We start from the raw sequence: 22,940 nt of genomic DNA, 5'->3' as shown, positions 1-22,940 counted from the left end.
CCCTTCTTTTCTATTCCCTGCCCAAGCAAGTAAATTCAAGAATCAAACCGGATTCCTATATATATTACTTATTGAGTATATTTGCAATTGTGATAATGGCGATCGCATTCAGTTTATAACCGAATTTAAACACGAGAATATTAGAAGATTCAAATTCCCTAATTATCAGCTTTACAGCGATTTATTTCTCCCAAATGATTTAGGATTGCTATTACGATCTTCATAGAAAATTTGTATGATTGAATGAATTTTTATAGATGATTCTCTGGCAAAAGTGATATAAATTTTATAAGTAAGTTAAGAATTAAATTATACATTAATCTTATTAAAGAATTTGACGCAAAGCAGATGTAAAGAGCGAGCCAATAAATCTATCAACTATGCTAAGATCCTGGTATGATGAGGGTTTTAGCATTTTTTGAAAAATGTCAATCAATTTTCTATGCCAACCTGCTGAATGTGGGTTAACATCTACTTGATTAATTAATTCACAATGTCTCAGCAACAGCGCACTCTCTTAATTGTCGATGATTCCCCAGAAGATCGAGAACTCTATCGGCGGTATTTACTGCGCGATCGCGAATATTCGTACACTATCCTAGAAGCAACGCTGGGACAACAGGGGCTAGAACTTTGGCAGAAACATCAGCCTGATGTAGTGTTGCTTGATTATCGATTGCCCGACCTGGACGGACTGGAATTTCTGGCACAATTGCAACCCTCGACCCAACAGCCTTGCCTACCCGTGATTGTCGTCACTGGTCAAGGCAATGAAGCGATCGCAGTTAAGGCAATTAAAGCGGGCGCACAAGATTATCTTGTCAAAGAGCAAATTACCCCAGAAGGGCTGCAAATAGCAGTAAATGGGGCAATTGAAACAGTGCAGCTACGCACCCAACTACAACAGCGTATTGAACGAGAGCGCCTAGTCTCACTTATTACCCAAAAAATTCACCAATCGCTAAATCTGGATGAAATTCTTCAGACAACTGTAACCGAAGTGCGAGAATTTCTGCACACGGATCGCGTCTTGGTTTTTCAGTTAAAACCTGATGGGAATGGCACAGTCGTAGCAGAATCGGTTGGGGAAAAGTGGCGATCGCTGTTATCATCTACTATCTACGATCCTTGTCTGGCCCAGAGCTACATCACCTCGAATCGACTGCAACCTGTCAGCTACGATTCCGCCTTTATCAAGAATTATATCGAACGCTATAATCAGGGGCAAGTAACGGCAGTATCAAATATTCACGATAGCAGTATTGACCCATGCCACGATGAATTGTTGACACAGTTTCAAATCAAAGCTCATCTGGTTGTACCAATTCTGCAAGATAACCAGTTTTGGGGATTGCTAATTGCTCATCATTGTGCTTCCCCTCGATTTTGGCAGCCCTTAGAAATTGACTTGCTTAAAGAGTTGGCAACTCAGATGAGTATCGCCTTGCGACAGGCAGAACTGTATCAGCAGGCACAGCGTGAATTAAAAGAACGCCAACAAGTAGAAGCAGAACTACGCCAGAGCGAACAACGCCTGCGATTGGCACTGTCAGTTACGCGAATGGGAACGTGGAACTGGAACATCCAAACCGGAAAAATTTCCTGGTCGGATAACCTGGAAGGCTTATTTGGGCTGGAGCCAGGAGAATTTGACGGTTCATTCGAGAAGTTTGCCGCGCGAGTCCACCCTCAAGATCGCGATCGCGTGCTGACAGCCGTCGAGCTTGCTGTCGCCACCGGAGAAGACTATGACATTGAATTTCGGGTAGTGCATCCCAACGGTAAAATTCGCTGGGCATTAAGCCAGGGTAAGGTGCTCTACGACCAACAGGGGCAACCAATTCAGATGGCTGGTATCGATTTAGATATCACCGAACGCAAACGATCAGCCGAAACTCTGCGCGAGAGTGAGGAACGTTTTCGACAGCTTGCAGAAAATATTGATGCGGTGTTCTGGATCAAAGAAGTGTCGGAAAATCGAGTCAGCTATGTTAGTCCTGCATATAAACGACTGTGGGGATTGAAGCCGCAAGAATTGTATCAAGGACAACAAACATGGATTGATCGCATCCATCCAGAGGATCGAGAATCTACAGACAGAGCGTTTCATGAAAAAGCTGCCGCAGGTAAATTTGATGAGGAATATCGGATTATTTTACCCAATGGTAGTATTCGCTGGGTTCACGATCGCTGCTTTCCCCTGCGAGATGAAACAGGAGAGATTTATCGGTTTGCCGGGATTGCCGAAGACATCAGCGAACAGCAAGCTGCGCTACGCGAACGCAAACAGGCAGAGCAAGCTTTGCGAAACAGTGAAGAACGCCTGCAAATGGCACTGGAAGGTTCTGGTGGCGGTCTATGGGATTGGAACATTATTACTAATGAAGATTATTTAAGTTCCAGGTGGCTGGAAATGCTGGGATATGAAAAAGGAGAGTTACCGGATGACTTTAGCAGTTGGGAGCGACTAATTCATCCTGACGATAAAGTTTGGGTGATGGAACGGTTGAATGCCCATCTTCAGGACGATTCGGTGTCTTACAAATTTGAATATCGGATGTTAACCAAGTCCGGGGAGTGGAAATGGATTGCCAACCACGGAAAAGTGGTTTTGCGCGATCGACAGGGCAATCCCCTGCGAATGGCAGGCATCCATCATGATGTCACAGATCGCAAACAGGCAGAGCTTGCTTTGCGCCAGAGTGAAGAATTTAAGAACCGCATTTTAGAAAGCAGTACTGACTGCATCAAGGTATTAAGTCTTGATGGGCTGCTTCTGTACATGAATACAGGTGGACTGTGTTTGATGGAAATTGATAACTTAAATTCCTATCTGAATACTGAATGGCTCTGTTTCTGGGAAGGTAGTTCTCGGCAACAGGCAGAGGAGGCACTCGCTGCCACAAAAACAGGCAAAGTCAGCATTTTTCGTGGATACTGCCCAACTGCAAAAGGTACTCCGAAATGGTGGGAAGTGGTCGTTAGCCCGATCTTGGATGCCTCTGGGCAGCTGGAACGAATCTTGTTGATTTCACGAGACATTACCGATCGCAAAAAGATAGAACTGCTGTTGCAGGAGAGCGAAGCTCGGTTGAAATTGGCGTACAAAGCTACACAATCTGGATTATGGGACTGGGACATTATCTGCAACAAAGCTCATGTATCTGAAGAGTACATTCATCTGTTTGGGCTTGACCCAAGCACAAAGGAAATCACCTATGAACTGTGGTTAAGTCGCTTGCACCCAGACGATCGCACCTCAGCCAATGAAACGGTGACTCACACCATCCAGCAACAGCAAGAACACTATGAAGATGATTTTCGGATTATACATCCTGATGGCATTCGCTGGTTAGCGGCTAGAGGTCAGGTTTTCTACGATCTTGCGGGCAATGCAATCCGGATGGTAGGCAACGTCCGGGATATCACCGCTCGCAAACAAGCTGAAATCGAACGCGATCGCCTATTTCAACTAGAACAAGCAGCCAGAGCCGAAGCCGAACGCGCCAATCGGATCAAAGATGAGTTTTTGGCGATTCTCTCCCATGAATTGCGATCGCCTCTCAACCCGATTCTCGGCTGGACAAAACTGCTGCAAACTCGCAAATTTAGTGAAAGGAAAACGGCTGAAGCTTTAGCTAGCATCGAACGCAACGCCAAACTACAAACTCAACTGATTGATGACTTGCTTGATGTAGCCAAAATTCTCCGGGGCAAACTCAGCATCGATGCAGCTCCTGTAAATTTGGCATTTGTAATTGAATCTGCGCTCGACACCGTAAATACAGCAGCGCTTTCCAAATCAATTGTGTTGCATTCAGTACTGCCGAATATTGGGCAAGTCTCTGGAGATTCCAACCGCCTTCAACAGATCGTTTGGAATTTACTTTCCAACGCGATCAAGTTTACTCCCAAAGGCGGACGGGTAGAAACCAGATTAGAGCGAGTTGACGATTGGGTACAGATTATCGTTAGTGACACTGGTAAAGGTATTAACCCAGATTTTCTCCCGTATATTTTTGAATCATTCCGTCAAGAAGATGTCTCAATTACTCGTAAGTATGGCGGGTTGGGATTGGGGTTAGCGATCGTCCGGCAGTTGGTTGAGGCGCACGGTGGCACCATCACGGCTGATAGTCCAGGTATTGGCTTGGGAGCCACCTTTACAGTCCAGTTGCCACTGCTGAATGTGGAACCGGAAATCAAGCAGACAGATGAGTTGCCACAACCAGCACTCGAACTCACGGGGATTCGAGTTCTCACAGTTGATGACGATCCCGATGCTCGTGAGCTATTAACAGTATTGCTGGCTGAATACGGAGCAAAAGTGCTGACTGTTGCCTCTGCGACGGAAGTATTGGCAAACTTGGAGTCTTTTCAACCCGATGTTTTAGTCAGTGACATTGGGATGCACGAAGTCGATGGCTATTCTTTAATTAAACAGATCCGCGCTTTAACTCCCGATAAAGGGGGAAAGATTCCGGCGATCGCTTTGACTGCTTATGCTAGAGTTGAGGATTCCCAGCGAGCCATAAGCAGTGGCTATCAACGGCACGTTACCAAGCCCCTCGATCCAGAAGAGTTAGTTCAAGCTGTAGTGGCTCTTGCACGCGGTAAACTAAACCATCCCATTCCTGAAAATGATTAGGTTTATTTAACCTTCAATCAACATCTGTGTTTGGATTGACCTTCAAAAGTACTTCTCGAATAATGGCAGAGGACTCCTTGGCAGAGTGTGCCTCCTCTTTGAATCGTGCCGCCAAGGCTTGATTGCGAACCTCCATCCTTGAAGCCATACGATGTGATAAAGAAGCTTTCTCTTCCAATGCCCTCAAAGCGATCCATAGTGCATCCTCCACCTTCTCAGACTGCGTAGCCAGCAAAGTTTCTGCTGAATAAGCATGACCCGTGCGGCAGCGGAAGCGCAACAAATTTCCCTCATTGAGTTCCCAGAGGATACCGCCGCAATCAGGACAACCAAAGGTTGATGGTTTACCAGGTCGATTGCCTTCGTCTTCTACTGCTTCCAAATCCAATTGGACTATTTTAGATTCAAACTCCATCTCGCTAGGTACTGGGTTTTCTGGTTGTACTTCCATTGGCGTATTAACTAGAGCTACTAAAGTAGAAGGAATATCTGAAAGTGGCAGAATATGGTCAATATCCTCTACATTCTCGATCGCATTACGTGGCATATCAGGATACAAAGCATCGTCAGGATTTTGGACAATTGCCACACCGCGCCGCATTTTTACAGCCATTAGTCCTGCCGTGCCGTCGTCAAGCAGACCTGTTAGTAGCACAGCAATTACCTGCTGCCCATAAGTTCGCGCTGCACTGCGAAACAATGGATCGATAGCAGGACGACAACGGTTTTCTTTTGCTCCCCGTGTCAAACGCAAATATCCTTTTTCTACCAGTAAATGGTAGTCAGGCAAAGCGACATAAATCGAACCACGAACAATAGCTTCGCCGTCCTGAGCGTGAGACACTGGCAAGTTGCCAGCACGACTTAATATTTCTGGCAGAAAACTCTTGCTGTGACTGGATACATGAAGGACTATAATTACAGCAGCATTGAGATCGGGCGGCAAATGCTTGACTAGATAAGTCAGCGCCTCAACTCCACCTGCTGATGTTCCAACGACGATAATATTCTGTTCAAGCATTAATGTAACAATTTCACTAGCATAGCAGCATAGGTAACAAAAGCACATATACCGCCAGTCTTAACATTAACGCAGCCAAAGAATTTGCTCACCTAGTTTTGAGAGGATTTATTCTTCATTTGAGGAATGAGACTTTAGACGAATAGCACGAGATGCAATTTCGCGTCTCTAAACTGGACGAATGAGGCGATCGCCACTCTCAAGAGGCGGAATGTCGGAGGGAGAATCAGTTGGAGTCGAATGTTGTGAAGAAGTGTTGACCACGAGCGCAGGCAGTAGAGGTGGTTAAATGGATTGTATCGTAGTGCATTAAGCCAAAGAGACGTAGTACTAAGTCTCTACATTGTTTTTTGGTGCTAAGTCTCATTTGACATCGCTCAAATTTAAACATTAGTTGTCAAAAATTGAGCGTTTGCAGCTAATGTTCTTCCATGTATAAGAAAGGTTTAAGTCTTTGCAGCTAATGTATAATTATTTTTTGCAAAGGCTTAATACTTTGCAACAATTGTTCTTCCATGTATAAGAAAGGTTTAAGCATTTGCAGCTAATGTATAATTATTTCTTGGAAAGGTTTAATACTTTGCAGCTAATGTTCTTCCATGTATAAGAAAGGCTTAAGTCTTTGCAACAATCATTGTAATGGACTTATAAATCTATTTGTCACTGAAAAAATCGGTTTAAAGCCTGAGACTCAATATCTTGACTGGAGGCGGAGCCTCTAATAAGCCATTCCTATGCTCTGCATGGGAACGAGACAAATCGGAAATCAAAAGGCTATATTTTGGGAGATCAAAAACAGTAGCTTAATCTTGTAAGAAATAATATGGGAATGATAGGACACTATAGACGTATCACACCCAGTCGACTTACTGAATTACAAAATAATCCAGAGTCTATTGTTACCTATTTATTCTCCGATGACGAGGCATCTGAATCAGATGGGCGCTATCTCAATATTGACAAGACATGGCATGGTCTGCATTTTTTACTTACTGGATCGGCATTCCCAAACGATCCGCCTTTAACAAATGTTGTCATGGGCGGTACTCCACTAGGCGATCCAGAAAACCCAGATTTTGATTTTGGCCCAGCCCGCTTCCTCTCACCTCAAGAAGTACAAGAAGTAGCAAAAGAATTAAGCAAGATTTCCAAGACCGATCTGGAAGCCCGCTTCGATCCTTCAGCACTTTTGACAGCAGACGTTTATCCACATATATGGCAAGAAGGAAAGGAAGCACTAGAGTACATAACTGATTACTATATCTACGTGGTAGAGTTCTTTCAAGAAGCAGCTAAGTGTGGTGATGTAGTGTTGTTATACATATCCTGAGCTTTACATAGAATACACTTTAATTAAGCATTAATCCTCTAATTTACTGTCTGATACAATATTTTGTTTTCAACAAAGAAATCTCTTGCAAAAGCCCCTTCACGCGGTAGAATAACGAGATTTTGCAAGAGGTATTAATCATGAAACCATTTCTGTTTGTAACCGATTTAGATGACACCCTCGTATATCGCACAGTTGGCGATGACAGCGCTTTACCAGAACTAAATCAACTGCTGGAGAGACATCGCCAAGAATACGGTACTAAAATCGTTTATTCTACCGGGCGATCGCCTGTACTTTACAAAGAACTCCAAGCTCAAAAAAATCTTTTGCAACCCGATGCCCTTGTCCTATCTGTGGGTACAGAAATTTACCTTAATGGTACTGATACTCAAGACTCAGATTGGTCAGAAATCCTCTCTCCAGGATGGGAACGGGAAACTGTATTATCTATTACAAAAAAATATCCTGAGTTAGTTCGGCAACCAGATTCCGAACAGCGTCCCTTCAAAGTGAGTTGTTTTTTAGAACAAGAAGTATCTGCGAATGTTCTACCACAACTTGAAGCTGAGTTGCAAAAAGCTAAATTAAATGTAAAGTTAATCTACAGTAGCGGAATAGACCTTGACATTGTACCCCTGACCAGCGATAAAGGTCAAGCAATGCAGTTTTTGCGCCAGAAGTGGAAATTTGCAGTAGAACAAACAGTTGTCTGTGGTGATTCGGGTAATGATATTGCTTTATTTACTGTAGGCAACGAACGGGGAATCATTGTGGGGAATGCCCGAAAAGAGTTACTCCAATGGCACAATGAGCATCCCGCAGACTATCACTACCTGGCAAGAGGATTTTGTGCAGGTGGAATTATCGAAGGCTTAAATTATTTTGGTCTCTTGTAATGATTAGTTATTTAAAAGGTATAGTCGCTGGTATCCAAACAATTGGCGCTAATCGCGTGATTCTGACTCTGGAAGTGAATGGCTTGGGGTATGATTTGCAAGTTCCCCAACGCCTAGCAAACCAGTTACCAGAATCGGGAGGAGTAACGCAAATTTTTACTCATTTGCAAATTCGTGAAGAAGTGCCCTTTCTTTATGGCTTTGCTTCCCCAGCCGAACGCGATTTATTTCGCCACTTGCTGACTGTCACAGGTATTGGTGCGGCCTTAGCGATCGCCCTTTTGGACACTCTGGAACTACCAGATTTAGTCCAAGCAATTATCGCTGGCAATACACAAATCCTCATTCAGGCTCCCGGTGTTGGTAAAAAAATCGCCGAACGCATCTGTTTGGAACTGAAAAGCAAATTAGTCGAGTGGCGCAAATCAGCCGGGTTCTTCGTCGCCACAGGCGGGCCAGCCCCAGGAATTCTCGAAGAAGTGCAAATGACCCTCTTCGCCTTGGGATATACTGCTCATGAGGTCAGTCACGCCCTGCATGTGGTCAGCGAAGACATCGGACTACCCAAAGATGCTTATGTCGAAGACTGGATTAAACAAGCAATCGCTCATCTCAGTAGCGAACAAGTTTAATTGTCATTTGTTATTTGTCATTTGTCCTTAGTCATTAGTCATTTGTCATTAGTCCTTAGTTATTAGTTATTCTCCCCCCTCCTCCCCTTGCCCAATGCCCAATGCCCAATGCCCAATCCCCAATCCCCAGTCCCCAGTCCCCAATCCCCAGTCCCCAGTCCCCAGTACCCACCGATCCTTATACCTGGCTAGAAAAGTCCTTAGCAACAATTCATCGGGCGGACTGGTATCGCTCAGTACAACCGATTGATGGTCGTTCGGGTGCAACGGTGGTTTTAGCTGGGCAAGAGGTAATTAATTTTGCCAGCAATGATTATTTGGGATTGGCTGGAGATGAGCGGTTGATAACAGCTGCAACTGCTGCGATCGCTGAATTTGGAACTGGTAGTACTGGTTCGAGATTACTCAGTGGGCATCGGGAGTTACACAGGGAGTTAGAAGAGGCGATCGCATCTACCAAACAAACAGAAGATGCTTTGGTATTTAGTTCCGGGTATCTAGCAAATTTGGGTGCAATTACCGCCCTTGTGGGCAAACGCGATCTCATATTTTCTGACCAGTACAATCATTCCAGTCTGAAAAATGGAGCGATTCTTAGCGGTGCAGCAGTTGTAGAATATCCACACTGTGATACGGCAGTATTGAAAACTCAGTTGAGTCAACAGCGACAAAACTACCGACGCTGTTTGATTCTTACTGATAGCGTTTTCAGCATGGATGGCGATTTATGTCCGTTGCCTGCACTGTTGGCGATCGCTGATGAATTTAGCTGTATGCTGTTAGTCGATGAAGCTCATGCCACTGGGGTACTAGGAAAAACTGGCGCTGGGTGCGTTGAACATTTTGGATGTACGGGAAAGCCATTAATTCAAGTTGGCACTTTGAGTAAAGCTTTAGGTAGTTTAGGCGGGTATGTAGCAGGAAGTAGCGCCTTAATTGATTTCTTACGGAACCGCGCACCCAGTTGGATTTATACCACTGGACTTTCACCTGCTGATACAGCCGCAGCCTTAGCAGCAATCAAAATAGTGCAACAAGAACCGCAACGCCGCGCCCCATTGTGGAGGAATATACATTACTTGAAAACTTTGCTGCAACAGTTACCTAACCTGAAATTGCTGCCTTCTGAATCACCCATATTATGTTTTCAATTGCCTAATGCTACAGATGCGCTCAAAGCTGGAAAACAGCTAAGAGATGCTGGCATTTTTGCCCCAGCAATTCGTCCTCCCACAGTGCCCACAAGTCGAATCAGAATATCCGTGATGGCAACTCATGAAGCAGTACATATTGAAAAATTGGTAGCAGTACTAAAGGATATTAGCTGGCGACAGTAGGGTATGGGGCATAATAGACCTCTTGCATAAATCAAAAATAAGAAAGAACCCCACCCCGCCAAAGCTACGCTTTGTCTCCCCTCCCTGCTTGCGGGGAGGGGTTGGGGGTGGGGTGTTAGAGACTTTTGCAAGAGGTCTAATGAACGGAGTTCAAAGGTGGATGAACGGAGTTCCCAATCTCCAATCCCTTTTACAAAACTGGTAATTGATTAAACAAAATCCAATAAAAACCAAGCTGCTGGACTGCTTGGTTAAATTGTTCAAAATCGACAGGTTTGACGATGTAGCTATTCACCCCAAGCTGGTAACTCTCGATCATATCCCGATCTTCAGCAGAAGAGGTCAGCACCACAACTGGAATCATTTGTGTACGTGGATCGGACTTGAGTTGCCGTAAAACTTCTAATCCACTTATCCTTGGCAGTTTCAAATCTAGCAAAATGACTTTGGGTTGATTTGTCATGCTACGGTGGGCGTACTCTCCCCGACAAAAGAGAAAATCTAAAGCTTCGGCTCCATCTTCAAGTAGTTGAATATTATTGCCAATTCTACCGCGACGCAATGCTCTGATAGTTAGCTCGGCATCAGTAGAATTATCTTCAACTAACACAATAGAAATTGGTTGCTCTAAAGATGGGCCATTGGGCCGATCAATGGGTTGGTCACTCATGGGTTATATTTACCCTTGAAGGGTGAAATAAAAGGTTGCGCCTCGATCGATCGCTGCTTCTGCCCAGATGCGCCCACCGTGGCGTTGAATAATGCGCTGCACGATCGCTAGTCCAATCCCCGTACCTGTAAACTCTTGTTCGCGGTGCAGACGTTGGAATACTCCAAACAAATTATTGGCATACTGCATATTAAATCCTGCTCCATTATCTCTAATGAAATATACTTCTTCCCCATCCATAACCTCATAGCCCACTTGAATGTAAGCACGGGATTTGTAGCGGGTGTATTTAATTGCATTCGATAACAGATTTATCCAGACTTGTTTGAGCAGTGAAGGGTCAGCCTGACATATAGGTAAATCGGCGATCGCAAATTCAATCTGACGATCCTTTAAATCTGAGGCTAAATCACTCAGCACTTGTTGAATTATCTCATTTGGCAAGACGGGCTGCCGAGTCATTTCCTTACGATCTAGGCGGGATAGATTCAACAAATCGTCAATCAACTCACCCATGCGTTTGGCATTATCCCGCACAACTTTTAGATAACGATTGCCTTCCGCATCGAGTTGATCGCCGTAGTCTTCTTGGATCATTCTCGCAAAGCCAACGATCGCCCGTAGCGGTGCCCGTAAATCATGAGAAACAGAGTAAGAAAAAGCTTTCAACGCTTTGTTAGCAGCTTGTAATTCGGCAGTTCGCTGGATCACTCGTTCTTCCAATTCAGCATTGAGTTGACGGACTTCTGCCTCTACCGCTTTCAGGGCCCTGATATCGCGCATGATTGTAGAAAAATATTCCAGACTGCCATCTGTGGCTTTGTGAGCAACGATCATTTGGGAAACCGGAATTTCTCTACCATCACTCTCCAACAAAGCGGTTTCACCAACCCAGATCCCATTTTGGATCGCTGCCGGAATGCCTTGATTTTGGATAATCTCTAATGCCCACTGGGGATGGTAGTTGGGGATGGTCATGGTAGTTATATCTGCATCCAGTGGTATGCCTGCCAATTTTCTGGCTTGAGTGTTATTCCAAAAAACATTGCCTTGGGGAGTGGCCATGCCAATATGATCGGTGGATGCTTCTAGGATGGTAATTAGGCGATCGCGGTCTTTCTCGGCTCGTTGGCGTTCGGCAATTTCAGCCCGTAAGGATTCATTTAGTTCTGCCTGCTGCTTCAACAAACGGGCATTGTCAATGGAAATAGCTGCCTGTGTAGAAAGTAAACTGAAGATTTCAATTCGCTCTGGGGTAAAGGCGCTGGTGGTGAGATTATTTTCTAAAAGGACAATTCCAGTTAGTTTTCCCTGGTTTAAAAGAGTAGCACAAAGAATTGACTTCGATTGGTGCTGAACAATCCAGGGTTCAGATTGAAAGTTGCCCAATTGAGCAGCATTCTTGAGGATAACACTTTCTTGCGTGCGAATTACGTAATTAATCAGTCCAGTCGGCAAGTAAGGAGTGCTATCTGCTGATATCAATTCCAGGGGAATGGATTGCAAAACGGCTACTGTCTCATTGCCAATCGACCCCATCGCCTCAACCCGCCATTCATCTTGTGTTGGTAAAATCAGATAACCCGTTTGCGCTCCGGCATTCTCAATCAGGATGGTCATCAGTTTTGCCAGGAGTTTATCTAACAGAATTTCACTGGCGATCGCTTGGGAGGCTTTCAACACCGTTTCTAAATCCAGTATTTCTAACTTACTTGAAGTCGATTGTGTAGTGTCAAGTTGACGTGTTCCGGTTTTTTGCGATCGCAGTTCTAGCAGTTGGGGATAGCGTCTTTCTAAATCTTGGACTTTAGCGGTTGCCCCCCAGCGCAGGTAGCCGTACCTTGCCTCTTGCAGATAGGCTTTGGCGATTGTCATTCGATTGTTTGCCAGATAAAACTTTGCTGCTAGTTCGTTAGCTAGCGCCTCTTCTTGGAGGTATTCATTTTCTCTGGCCAGGGTAATGGCGCGATCATAGGCATCCATTGCTTCCACCGCTCGATCCAACACCCGATACCGTTCTGCTTCTACTAAGTACCACTTGTGTAGATAGTTCATCGGGGCATGGTATGCCCAATTTTGCATTTTTGCCTGATTTTCTACTACCCGCTGAAGCAACTCTGACTGTTTCAAGGCATCTGTGTCTGAATATACCGCAAGTCGGGACAGAGAATCATAGAACACAAAGATGGCAACCAATGCGGATCCGGTCATAGCTGGCAAATACTCTTGTGCGAGGACAGCATTTGCGTAGGCGTAGCCCGTCGCAAACATCGCCTGATTTGCATTGTCAAACAGGTAACACAGAAATAATTTATTCAGGTAAAAATAGAACAAACCTCCGTGAAAATTAGTTTGTTGCATTTGAGGTAGCCGGGTTGCTTCATCATAAACTTGACCCGATAAAATACCAGGATCGGGAACCTCTTGAATTAAGTTCAAAACAGTTTGCCCGCAAATCTCTATAAAATGAATGCCAGATGAATGCTTGATTTGTTTCAATAGCTGGGCATAACTGGTTAGGTGAAGTTGTAGTTCAGCCAAAGGTTGACCTACCACAAATGAATAACCACAGAAATGCATGGCAGCGTAGCCAGCAAACTCTAAATCGCCCTGCTTAATACCAATGTGATAGCATTCCTGGAGTGGCTTGAGGCTTTCTCTTAGATGTGTTTTCCAAACATTAATCTGGTTGTTAACCGGAAATAGGGTTCTGGCTTGAATGGGTTTAGCATCTAGGCGATCGAGCAGAATTAACGCCAGTTGACCAAATTGATACCCTGCCTCAATCTCAAATACAATTCCACAGAGAATAATCCCATAGGCGGCATAGGCAAAAGGAGCCAACATCATATTTCCGTACTCAATCAGCAAATCCACCATTTTAAGTACAATCAGCACAAATAGGGGAGGTACTGCCAAATAAGCTGATGCACACATACTTGTCAAAAGCTGCATTGCCGCCAGCATCTCTGGCTCAGACATCATTGGCAAGTTAGCTAAATCTTCAATGCGTCTGTTTGCTAATTTTGAGGCAGTTTCCGAGAGCGCTTGTTGAACATTCTCAGAGGTTGGCTGGAGGGGAAGGTGAACCCCTAATTGCTGAAGTAGCTGTAAAGCAATTTGAATTGCCTCTAGCAATTTACTTTGAGCAACACAAGTTTGGATCTTGACATCGTAGACTTTTAAGCTATCTAATAGGGTTCTGGCACGATCTAGTACCTGTTGGAACAGTGGCTCTACTTGCTCGATATTACCGCTAAGATAGGCTGCTTCTGCTGTGGCGCTATACAGGGTAAGGGTCAGTTCATAGTTTGTTTGCCAGCTATTTGTTGTCAGCAGCTCCAAACCAGTTTGCAAATATTGCCAGGCAGCTTCATAAGCGGCTGATGCCTTGGCTTTTTCCCCTGCCATCAGGTTTAACCGGGACAAATTATCCTGCTCGGATTGAGTTTTTATCAGTTTTCTGCCCAAGTTCAACTGGTTGGCGATCTCAAAAATCTTGTCTGCTAAGTTTTCGGAGGGAGTCATTTGCAACAAACATTGCCCCACTTGCCAATGAGTATTGCTTTGCTGGGCTTTCGGAAGGAGAGAATAAGCTGCTTGCTGAATGCGATCGTGAGCAAATTTGTATTCTATTGGGGGGCGATCGGGAAGGGGCACATCCAAGACAACAGATCTGTGGGCATTGCTCATGGGCAAAATCAACCCTTGAGCGATCGCTACTCCCAAAGCTTGCGCGGCTTCTTGTTGAGATAGTTCAGCCGCAAATGCCAGGGTTTCCAAATCAAAAGAGTTGCCAATGCAAGCAGATAGCTGCAACACTTGCTGCGTCTTTCCGTTGAGCTTCTGAATCTTACCTGCCATCAACTCTACAATGTTATCGGTAATTCCCCGATTCTGAATTAGTTCTATCGACCATCGCCATTTCTTTGTTTGGCGATCGAATTCTACTAGCCCTTCAGTGTAGAGAGATTTCAAAAATTCATTGATGAAAAAGGGATTGCCACCAGTTTTTTGTTGCACCAGTGACGCTAAGGGCAGGGAATTCTCTGGTTGGCAGTGTAATGTATCGGCAATCAGCTGATTGATATCAGGTAAACTTAATGCTGCCAGAGAAAGTTGGTTCACTACTGCTCCAGCTTGGCGAATTTCCTCTACCATCTGGATCAGGGGATGAGCTGCATTTACCTCGTTATCTCGGTATGCCCCCATTAACAACAATGATTGTTTCTCGATAGAGGTAGCTAGCAGTTGAATCAGCTTCAGCGAGGCATTATCTGCCCACTGGAGATCGTCTAAAAAAATGACGAGTGGATGTTCTGGCTGGGTAAAAACGCGAATGAAATTTTGGAAGACTTGGTTAAAGCGATTTTGGGCTTCTGTTGGCGGTAGAACTGGTACGTCTGGTTGATTGCCGACAATTAATTCCACTGTGGGAATTACTTGGGTAATGACGCGACTGTTTGAGCCGAGGGCAGTTAAGAGGTTGTCTCGCCACTGACACAGTTGTACATCCTCTTCAGTAAGTAATTGTTTGATCGGAGACTCAAAGGCTTGAGCGATCGCAAAGTAAGGAATATTGCGCTGATACTGGTCAAATTTGCCTGAAATAAAGTAGCCCCGTTGTTGCGTAATCGGTTTATAAATTTCCTGCACCAATGCTGACTTGCCAATACCGGAGTATCCTGCTATCAGCATCAGTTCAACTTGAGAAGAAGACAGTTCGTCCTTCTTACCTGCTACTCTAGCGATCGCGGCTAATAATTTCTCAATCTCCCTTTCTCTACCATAAAGTTTTTCTGAGATATAAAATTTATCAGAAATATCCTGTTGCGCTAACAAAAATGGCTCGATTCGTCCCGTATTTTCTAGCTGAATTAGACACTGTTCTAAATCAGTTTTAATTCCCCAGGCACTTTGATATCGATCCTCTGCTGTTTTAGCTAATAGTTTCAGGATAATTTCGGAAACGATCGCCGGAATTGCTGGATCGAGCGTATCTGGTGGAACAGGTTCCAAAGCCAGATGGTAGTGAATCAACTCCAGGGCATCACTAGATTCAAAGGGCAGCCGATGGGTCAATAGTTGATAGAAGGTAGCACCTAATGAATAAAAATCAGTTCGGTAGTCGAGAGAACGGTTCATCCTGCCTGTTTGCTCTGGAGAGATGTAAGCTAATGTTCCCTCTAATACGGTTGGATTTTTGAGAGTTAATGTCTCTCGCGATCGGGCAGTTGAAATTCCAAAGTCAATAAATTTAATTTGTTGTGTTTCTAAATTTAAAACAATATTTGATGGATTAATATCCTTATGAATAATATTTGCACTATGAATTTCACTTAAAATCTCAGCAATCCGAACAGCTAACTTCAGAAACTCGATTAAGGAAAATTTTCTTGTCGCGATAATTTTTGTTAAGGATTCGCCTCCAAAGTCCTCTAGAACGATCGCAAAAGTGCTTTGATATTGCTGCAAGTCGTAAGCCTGGATAACACCTTTCAATGATAAGCTGCGGGTAATTTCGTATTCCAGCTTATAGCGTGTGATTTCCTCTGGTGTAGGGTAGTCTTTCTTCAAAATCTTGAAGATTAAAGGCAAACGATCCCGTTCCCGAATTCCCCGATAGATCCGTGAATTAGCACTTTCATGGATTTTTGTCCAAATTTTATATTTAGGAATTTCCAGCATGGTTCAACCGCCTTCAATTCTTACATTCAGGAGCAAAGTAAGGTTGACTCACAAGCCAGATTATACAATAGTTAAACTCTTAATTATTCATTTATTTAGCTCAAGAACTCCAAGAAATAAATTATCCAATCAATATTGTGGAGTAGGCGTCTCGTCATTGGTATCAAGTTCAGGTATCAAGATGTCAATAGAGCGAGCAGCCATTCGTCGGTGACGTTGACGGATGCTTTAATCAAGCTCATCGAACAATTGACTAGTTATTTACCCCTGATTTACTCTAAAAAATAAGTTCCTAACTCTTTTATTCTCTCTACCCAACCTTTCATCTCATCAGCCACTTTATACTTCCATTGAAGTTGAAGTACTTCTCTAGTATGAGAATCATCAAATATAACTTTGTCTTTGTTTTCAAAGACTGGGGAAATAAATTCTACCTGAGCAGCCTGAGCAAACATTTTTGACACCTGGCTAATACTAAAATTTTCAGGCGCAGCAAGGTAGTGTCCTCCTTTGGAGCCAAATCGCGCTACCGCAATGTAGCAGTCTGCTAAATCTTCAACATGAATCCACGCCGTCATAAAATCTGGTGGAAATGGCTGATAGCCTTGGTATGGTTTCCCTGTAATGAACTGCTGAATTGCAAAATCCCAGAAACTGCCACGAGTTGGTGCTGAACCATACACTGATGAAGGATAGACAATCGAGGCGTTACCTCCATTGCTGATATATTCTGCTACTAGCACATCTTTCAAAACATTTACACCTACTAGTAAGTCAATACATACTAAATATTCGGGCAGTGTATATCCTTTTGGCGGAGGTATTTCTGTTATTCGTCCTCCATCGGCGGTAATCAAAGAGAAATTTCCACTGGTTGTAATTACATGAATATCTGGTGAAACTGCACTAGTACCGTATAAAGCGGCTTCTAATGCTATACGGTCTCGAGCGAATTGAGCTTCTTTGTTTGATTCTGGAGGCATGTGCCACGCTACATTAATTACTGTTGTAATATCATGCTTGCGAATTGCTTGTGCAACATCATTGCTGGAAATTTCTGGCTCTTGAGAGCGGATTATTTCTTTGCAGAAAGGCTTTATACCCTCAATATCACTACTCGGACGTACAAGTGCCAATACGGCAAAATCTTGTGTCTGAGAAAACTTTTGACACAGCGCTCCGCCAATATACCCGGCTGCACCTATAATCAAGACATTTTTAACAGAAAAGCTTTTTTCGGATGAAAATTCTTTGTTGTCTGACATATTTGAAAGTTGTAGCTAATTAAGGTTTTTATGTTTTTAAAATAGCGCTTAAGACAAATTAAATATCCGTTATCAGTAGAAAATAAATGCGTGGGGATTTTTATGTGTGTAACTAACTTACAATCTTTAGGTTGGCGATCGCAAGGCAGATAAATGCGAAATATTGACTTTTACCTTTGCTTTAACCCTTGAATTAGTCAAATTAGTGAAATCTATGTTTCTGTAGAGGTTTTATGAGTCTGATTCTTCCCAAACGTACTCTATCCCGTCGTCGGTTACTGCAAGTATCTGGACTTTCAGGGGTAGGTTTTCTTCTTGGTGGCTGTGGAACAGATTTGTTCTCAGATAATTTGCGGCAAATCTCTGAGCCACTAAACCAAAGTCTTGAAGCACTTCTGCTAACTCAAAAACCTATACCTGAATTTCCTGTCAGTGCCATAGAAGCAGATAAATTGCTGGTTAATACCTTTGATTTTACCCCGCAAATCGATCCGGCACAGTTCCGTTTAATAATTGATGGTGAAGTTAATAATGCGATGCAATTGAGCATGGCAGATATTCAAAAACTTCCTTTGACTTCAATGGTAATTCGCCATGTCTGTGTTGAAGGCTGGGCTGCGATCGTTCAATGGGGAGGTGTGCGATTACGAGATTTAGTAGCGCTGGTACAGCCGAAGTCAAACGTCCGTTATGTCTACTTCAAATCTGCGGATGGCTACTATGAAAGCTGGGATCTTGCTTCTGCCATACATCCCCAAACTCTCATGGCTTATCAAAAGAATGGACAACCTTTATCAGTAGATAATGGTGCACCCATGCGCCTAGCATCCCCAATTAAACTGGGCTATAAGCAAAGCAAGTGGGTAACTCAAATTACATTCGTCAGCAATTTATTACCCACTAAAGGCTATTGGGAAGATCGAGGCTATGAGTGGTTTGCAGGGCTATAAAACAGGCAAAAAGCTAATCTAAATCGGGTTCAACACCTAGCGATCGCAATTGTGCTATCAACCGTTCAGCCCGTTGTCTTTCTTGTTCAGCTCGTTGACTTTCCTGTTGGGCTCGTTGAGTTTCTTGTTCTGTAGAAGTCAGTAGCCAGCAGCCTGTCCAATCATACCACCGTAACCAGGGCTGTTCTACATCTTGATAGCGTCCCTGCCAGACACCCAAGCCTAATTCTAGTTCTGGTATCCAGAAGCGTGACTCTGACAGTGTTATCTCAGCATAACGACCACCGTCTAACTTAAATACCCTTAACTCATATTTGTAGCGATCGAATACTATATAATAAGGCACACGCAAAATCTGCTCATATACTTCCCACTTTGCTGATGGTTGCTTGATATCCCGCAATGTTTGCCCTAAGTCTTCCTTTTCACTACCTGGAGACAGCAATTCAACCACAATAAAAGGCTGAACTCCCTCTTGCCAAAGGACATAACTTAAGCGTAAATCTCGTTGTTCATAGAGGCGGGAAACACCTAAAACAGCAAACCAATCTGGTCGCTTATACCACAGTGGACGGCGCGGATCGTAATAAAGATTCAGATCGCTAGCAACAAATATCTCGTCGCTTGGATAATTTGGGGGACGAAAGGTTTCGTCTAACAGACGAGGTTGCAATAAATGAAACTGATCGGGCAAACCAGGCTCCTCTGGGTCTTCACTAGGAAGATCGTACATGGTTGGCAATACATCTTTTGGCGATCGCGGCGGGTCGGTTTGATACATCATAAAGCAATCCTGATGATGAAACTCTCAGTTCTATTATGATTTAATTGTTTTTGAGTAACTCAACACCTTGCAGAACGCGGCAGCATAAATTTCTCGCCTTCTGCTGCAAATTTACCACGAACCATCAGCACGGTTTCATCAAATGTATGGGTGAATGCTTGCACATCTTTAACATCCAGAAGTTCTGGACTAAAGTAAATCACTACTTCTTCAATGGGTTGAGGTATCTTACTAAGAATATTCTTCAAAGTACATATCTGCGTTGTCACTAAATCGAAAAGATGAAGTCGGTTATCTTCTATCTCCATACAGGCGATTAAATCTAAATCTTCTGCATAGTATAAGGGACGACTTCCTTCATTGACACAGAACACAGGTTTTTCGTTGACTACGCCAACTATATTAGAGACAGGAATGCGTGTTTCTAAAAGTCTGTGTAGCAAGGTGTAATCTTTAGTATTGGTAAAATCCAGTATTCTGAAGCTATCAGTGCCACCTGTGGAGTTACATTTAATTTTGAAGATGTGTTCTTCGACAACACGAAAGCCAAAAGGTAAGTAAAACTCCGGTTGTGGTGTCGTCAGTACCAGGGTTTCATAAAAGCGATCGCGATCGCAATACCCTAGTACTTCTTGCATCACTTCCCGGTAATACCCTCTCCGGCGAAATTCTGCACGGGTAGCTACTCCATGAACTCCTCCGACAGTGAGCCTTTGTCCCATAATTTGCATGGGAATTTCTAACACTCCCACATGGGTAATAGCTATATCATCATGAAAGCGAATAAAGGGAGTTGAAGCTGTTTCCCAGGATGCACCTAGTTTTCTTGCACATTCTGCTAAACTGCTGAGTCCGGGAAATGTGACTTCCATCAAGTCAAAAAGCTTATCGCTTAAGCTGGGATCGGCAGAAAATGACTGTTTGAAACGATACTGGCTCATAGTTCAAGTATTACAATCAATTCAGTAGAGACTACAAAATCAATTCCAGCAAATCCAGAAAAAATAAATGAGTAATGAGTAATAAGTAATAAGTAATGGGTATTACTCATTACTCATTACTCATTACTTCAAATAAGACTAACCCATATTTCTCGCCAGTAGGCAAAAAGCCAATTCCTCGATAAACTGCTTGAGCTGCTTGGTTATTATCACCTGTAAACAGGATGGCACGTTTTACTAAGAGCGATCGCGCATTTATAGCCGTCCCCAGTCCCCAGTCGCCAGTCCCCAGTCCCCAGTCCTCAGTCCCCAGTCCCCAGTCCCCAGCTATAACAATGAACCTGCTACCACACTTTTGGCGTAGCCTTTACACCGCAGTGCTGGCGGTGTCCACAACCGAAAAGTATTGGGTGCAAATTTATACTTTTGAGTTCTTGATAGTTTCCACTACTGCATAAGTTGAAAAATCACCCAAGAAAAGCTTACGCATAATTGAATAATTGATGATAAGTTTGTAGATAATATATGAAATCAATAATGCACCTATTACCCTAATTCCTGGAGATGCGAAGATTGGGTAACTTTTAATAGTTATTTGTATTGGTTGATGCAAATACATAATGAGCATAGAAGCACTACCAAGTTCGCGTAGGGCATTTCCTATGTAAGATTTATTATGAAGTAGTACCGCTAATTGCTGTGTAATAATAATACCAGACAAAGCTATGATTACATTAAACATTAATACACCATAAGTGGCATTTTTCATATTAAAATTGAAATACAGCAAAGACCCAGTATCTAGTAAAAAGGCAGCCAAAAATATTATTATTACTAATATCAATATCCTCGAATTAATTAATAATGATTTAGCTGCCATGTGTCCTAACCAGTAAAACGGAAGTGCCATTGCAACCACATTAATATTCCAAGGAAAAATAATATTTTTAAATAAGTAATAATTAATCATTGCTAAACAATAACAGCCAAGAATAATTTTTATCATCAGCCAATTATTAGAGCCAAACTTTATATAGATCGGGTTATATAACTGCTGCGTAAGAAATAAACAAGTTACAAACCAAAATACACCAAACCAAAGCACCAGATTTGCTCCACCATATAATTGTTTCCAAATTATCATCAATGTATATATGATAATTTGATCTATCGGCAATAACTTTTTTTGCTGCAAACTGTCAATTATCAATGGTAAATACTGGAGTAGAGTAAATAAAAAAAGAAACGAAAAGTAGGGTACTAGAAGATGAAGTATTTTTTTCTTAAAAAAAGTAGAGTAGTCAGTTTTTTCTTTATAAAGATATCCACTGATAAAGAAAAAAAGCGGCATATGAAACCAGTAAATATATTTCGATACCGGGTTGACTATATGTCCTACAACAACTGTAATTATGGCAAGACCTTTCCAACAATCAATCCATTCAATTCTTTCTTTTACTATACGAGCAACTATTTCTGATTTTACCATTTTAATTATTTTTTCCTAAAAAATTAAGGCTAATACCATAGATTTTTTTATAAAAAAATAAATTTTGCCTCACAATTATATTATTTTCTAATTACTTTGCACAAAATTGTTAGAAGTTGTAAATCATAAGGCTAACAGTATTTATGATAAAAATCAATTAATAAAAATATGCACTAAGATTATTTATTCCCTTGGATATACTTATTTAGATTATGATAAATTACTGAGGACTTAACGAAGTACAAATTTCTATACAATTGCAAAAATCCCTTTATTGCAAAGATACCTAGTAAAGAAGTATGCAGTTTTCCCCATTTTCACCCTCAAAGTAGTCAGCAGTCATTTCTACCAGGTCAATCACTCCCTGGAATTGGTCTTCACTGCCGATAGGGTACTGGAGTAATACTGCATTTAGTTGCAAGCGATCGCGTATTCCCTGTACTACACGAAATGGGTCTGCTCCCGTCCGATCCATTTTGTTGATGAACGCCAAACGCGGCACACGGTAGCGCTTCATTTGCCGATCCACGGTAATGGACTGGGACTGCACACCCGCCACGGGTTGGGGGTTAGGTTTTTCGTGGGTCTTTCCAGATGCAGACAAACAGTTGATATTTGCCCTAGCTGACGTTTAAAATAGGTATTCAAGCGGAGGAAATGAAAGCTTGAAATTGATATTGGTAGCTCCTGACTCTTTGTTGTGTGCAGCCTTTCAACAGCATTTTAATTACTTACCCAATGTAGAAATAGTGAATAACTATTTCGAGTAGTTGCCTGATTTTGATTGTATGGTCAGCCCTGCTAACTCTTTCGGAATGATGGATGGTGGCATAGATGCGGCAATTATCCGTTTTTTCGGTCGTTCCTTAATGGCAAGAGTCCAGCAGCGCATTCTTGAAGATTATTTGGGCGAACAGCCTGTGGGAACATCAATGATTGTGGAAACAGGCCATCACAAACATCCTTTTTTGGCTCATACTCCTACCATGCGAGTTCCCATGATTATTGCTGGGACAGATATTCCTTATATTGCGATGTGGGCGATGCTGTTAGCAGTTCGACACCATAACCAACATGCTAGACAAAAAATTAACACCATTGCTTGTCCTGGATTGGGTACAGGAATAGGACGAGTGCCATATACTGAATCCCCAGAGAGTTAGTACTCGTCATCGCGGAGGATGAAGCCGGATTCCTTGTTGAGGAACCCGGCAAGCTGCTTTATCAAGCCCCTCAAGCGGTTAAATTTATGCTCAACAAGTTTGTCAGTTGAATTGTGTCTGTAT

The 22,940-nt window shown here is 42.9% G+C and carries 15 protein-coding genes and 1 pseudogene; 8 read left to right on the top strand and 8 right to left on the bottom strand.

Annotated elements, in window-relative coordinates; all coding sequences use genetic code 11:
- The first annotated feature begins 493 nt into the window (after window positions 1–493).
- Window positions 494–4,648, top strand: coding sequence for a PAS domain-containing protein (locus tag RMY32_RS11815; protein ID WP_322714753.1), 4,155 nt, complete (start codon window positions 494–496; stop codon window positions 4,646–4,648).
- Between the two features lie 13 nt (window positions 4,649–4,661).
- On the opposite strand, the gene RMY32_RS11810 is transcribed toward RMY32_RS11815, so the two are convergent.
- On the bottom strand, window positions 4,662–5,669 hold the full coding sequence (locus RMY32_RS11810; protein WP_322714752.1) for a chemotaxis protein CheB: 1,008 nt from the start codon (window positions 5,667–5,669) through the stop codon (window positions 4,662–4,664).
- Between the two features lie 829 nt (window positions 5,670–6,498).
- Between RMY32_RS11810 and RMY32_RS11805 the strand changes: the two genes are divergently transcribed.
- The 4 genes from RMY32_RS11805 (at window position 6,499) to bioF (ending at window position 9,867) form a co-directional block, all read left to right on the top strand.
- Window positions 6,499–6,999: a YfbM family protein gene (locus RMY32_RS11805; protein WP_322714751.1), complete on the top strand. Its 501-nt coding sequence runs from the start codon at window positions 6,499–6,501 to the stop codon at window positions 6,997–6,999.
- Between the two features lie 140 nt (window positions 7,000–7,139).
- Window positions 7,140–7,898 carry a sucrose-phosphate phosphatase gene (locus RMY32_RS11800; protein ID WP_322714750.1) on the top strand — a complete coding sequence of 253 codons (759 nt, stop codon included), beginning with the start codon at window positions 7,140–7,142 and terminating at the stop codon, window positions 7,896–7,898.
- Window positions 7,898–8,530 carry a Holliday junction branch migration protein RuvA gene (ruvA, locus tag RMY32_RS11795; protein WP_099101282.1) on the top strand — a complete coding sequence of 211 codons (633 nt, stop codon included), beginning with the start codon at window positions 7,898–7,900 and terminating at the stop codon, window positions 8,528–8,530. The genes RMY32_RS11800 and ruvA overlap by 1 nt, the downstream gene beginning before the upstream one ends.
- A 101-nt stretch (window positions 8,531–8,631) precedes the next feature.
- Entirely contained in the window at window positions 8,632–9,867 is a 1,236-nt protein-coding gene (gene bioF, locus RMY32_RS11790) for an 8-amino-7-oxononanoate synthase (RefSeq protein ID WP_322714749.1), read from the top strand.
- A gap of 190 nt (window positions 9,868–10,057) precedes the next feature.
- On the opposite strand, the gene RMY32_RS11785 is transcribed toward bioF, so the two are convergent.
- From RMY32_RS11785 to RMY32_RS11775, 3 genes are all read right to left on the bottom strand, one after another.
- Window positions 10,058–10,537 (bottom strand): response regulator, encoded by a 480-nt coding sequence (locus RMY32_RS11785; RefSeq protein WP_322692367.1) that lies wholly within the window; start codon window positions 10,535–10,537, stop codon window positions 10,058–10,060.
- 9 nt (window positions 10,538–10,546) lie between these two features.
- Complete coding sequence (locus RMY32_RS11780; RefSeq protein WP_322714748.1) at window positions 10,547–16,225, bottom strand: AAA family ATPase; 5,679 nt, start codon at window positions 16,223–16,225, stop codon at window positions 10,547–10,549.
- Window positions 16,226–16,497: 272 nt separating this feature from the next.
- Entirely contained in the window at window positions 16,498–17,490 is a 993-nt protein-coding gene (locus RMY32_RS11775; RefSeq protein ID WP_322714747.1) for an NAD-dependent epimerase/dehydratase family protein, read from the bottom strand.
- Window positions 17,491–17,723: 233 nt separating this feature from the next.
- Here RMY32_RS11775 and RMY32_RS11770 point away from each other — a divergent pair, with 233 nt between their 5' ends.
- Entirely contained in the window at window positions 17,724–18,440 is a 717-nt protein-coding gene (locus RMY32_RS11770; RefSeq protein WP_322714746.1) for a molybdopterin-dependent oxidoreductase, read from the top strand.
- A 13-nt stretch (window positions 18,441–18,453) separates the two neighbouring features.
- Here RMY32_RS11770 and RMY32_RS11765 read toward each other — a convergent pair whose 3' ends face one another.
- Entirely contained in the window at window positions 18,454–19,221 is a 768-nt protein-coding gene (locus RMY32_RS11765) for a Uma2 family endonuclease (RefSeq protein ID WP_322714767.1), read from the bottom strand.
- Between the two features lie 62 nt (window positions 19,222–19,283).
- A complete protein-coding gene (locus RMY32_RS11760; RefSeq protein ID WP_322714745.1) occupies window positions 19,284–20,165 on the bottom strand; it encodes a GNAT family N-acetyltransferase in 882 nt (293 codons plus the stop codon).
- 224 nt (window positions 20,166–20,389) lie between these two features.
- On the opposite strand from RMY32_RS11760, the gene RMY32_RS11755 reads away from it, so the two are divergent.
- Window positions 20,390–20,623: a hypothetical protein gene (locus RMY32_RS11755; RefSeq protein WP_322714744.1), complete on the top strand. Its 234-nt coding sequence runs from the start codon at window positions 20,390–20,392 to the stop codon at window positions 20,621–20,623.
- Here RMY32_RS11755 and RMY32_RS11750 read toward each other — a convergent pair.
- Together RMY32_RS11750 and RMY32_RS11745 are read right to left on the bottom strand one after the other, a co-directional pair.
- A complete protein-coding gene (locus RMY32_RS11750) occupies window positions 20,584–21,654 on the bottom strand; it encodes an acyltransferase family protein (RefSeq protein WP_322714743.1) in 1,071 nt (356 codons plus the stop codon). The two genes, RMY32_RS11755 and RMY32_RS11750, sit on opposite strands and share 40 nt — an antisense overlap.
- 298 nt (window positions 21,655–21,952) lie before the next feature.
- Window positions 21,953–22,213, bottom strand: a pseudogene (locus RMY32_RS11745) (GTP-binding protein); the annotation flags it as partial.
- 229 nt (window positions 22,214–22,442) lie between these two features.
- Between RMY32_RS11745 and RMY32_RS11740 the strand changes: the two are divergent.
- Window positions 22,443–22,817 (top strand): macro domain-containing protein, encoded by a 375-nt coding sequence (locus tag RMY32_RS11740; RefSeq protein ID WP_322714742.1) that lies wholly within the window; start codon window positions 22,443–22,445, stop codon window positions 22,815–22,817.
- Window positions 22,818–22,940 lie beyond the last annotated feature (123 nt).

The sequence above is a fragment of the Nostoc sp. ChiSLP03a genome, assembly GCF_034531215.2.
Lineage (GTDB): Bacteria > Cyanobacteriota > Cyanobacteriia > Cyanobacteriales > Nostocaceae > Nostoc.
The sequence above is the reverse complement of the archived record's forward strand: the minus strand, read 5'-3'. Positions and strand labels throughout refer to the sequence as shown.